General features: G+C 49.1%; 1 protein-coding gene. It reads right to left on the reverse strand.

What is annotated here, in order from left to right:
* The coding region (gene hscA / locus R7P69_RS25050; RefSeq protein WP_318121805.1) for a Fe-S protein assembly chaperone HscA at positions 1 to 1143 on the reverse strand (1143 nt) is incomplete at both ends.

The following is a 1143-nucleotide window of genomic DNA, read 5'->3' on the forward strand; positions in this document are numbered from 1 at the left end:
AATAGATCTTGTTTTTCTTGCTCTGATAGTAGTTCATCACCATCAGCTTGCATCGCAGCGATCAAACCTTCAATCACCCGGTCGGCTTCAACGCGTTGTTCAGCTAACGCACGAGCTTGCATGTCTTCTTTGGCGTGAGTCATCGAATCACGCAGCATGTTCGCAACTTCGTTATCGCTTAAACCGTAAGAAGGTTTCACTTGAATTTCGGACTGAACACCAGTGCTCTTTTCCATTGCAGTCACAGATAGTAAACCGTCAGCATCAACTTGGTACGTCACTCGGATGTGCGCAGCACCTGCCGCCATAGGAGGAATACCTTTTAGTGAGAAACGCGCAAGTGAACGACAATCATCCACCATCTCGCGCTCACCTTGCACAACGTGCACGCTCATCGCCGTTTGACCATCTTTGAAGGTGGTAAACTCTTGCGCGCGAGCAACAGGAATCGTGGTGTTGCGCGGAATGATTTTCTCAACCAACCCACCCATGGTTTCAATACCCAATGATAATGGAATCACGTCAAGCAGCAGCATTTCAGAGTCAGGCTTGTTACCAGCAAGAATATCTGCTTGGATACCCGCACCAATAGCCACCACTTCATCAGGGTTGATACTAGTGAGTGGTGTGCGACCAAAGAATTCGCCTACCATTTCACGGACAAGCAAGGTACGAGTTGAGCCACCAACCATCACCACTTCAAGTACTTCCTCCGCTTCTACGTCAGCATCTTTCAGTGCACGACGACAAGACATCAGAGTTTTCTTCACGAGTGGGCGAATCAGATCTTCGAACTGCTCGCGTGTTACAGTGCCTTTCCAGCCAAACACGTCAACTTCTACGCTGTCTTGCTCAGAGAAAGCAATTTTGGTAGCCGTTGCAATGTTCAGTAATGCACGGTTTTTCTCAGCAGAAAGCGGCGCTTCTAGGCCAGCTTGCTCCATTAGGTAATCCGCTAATAGGTGGTCAAAGTCATCACCGCCAAGTGCAGAGTCGCCGCCTGTTGCTAATACTTCAAATACGCCTTTCGACAAACGTAGGATAGAGATATCGAACGTACCGCCACCTAAATCGTAACCTGCAATCACGCCCTCTTGACCGGAATCCAGACCGTAGGCAATCGCCGCTGCGGTTGGCTCATTA

Origin of the sequence: Vibrio sp. 661 (assembly GCF_033339315.1) — a bacterium.
GTDB classification, from domain to species: domain Bacteria; phylum Pseudomonadota; class Gammaproteobacteria; order Enterobacterales; family Vibrionaceae; genus Vibrio; species Vibrio alginolyticus.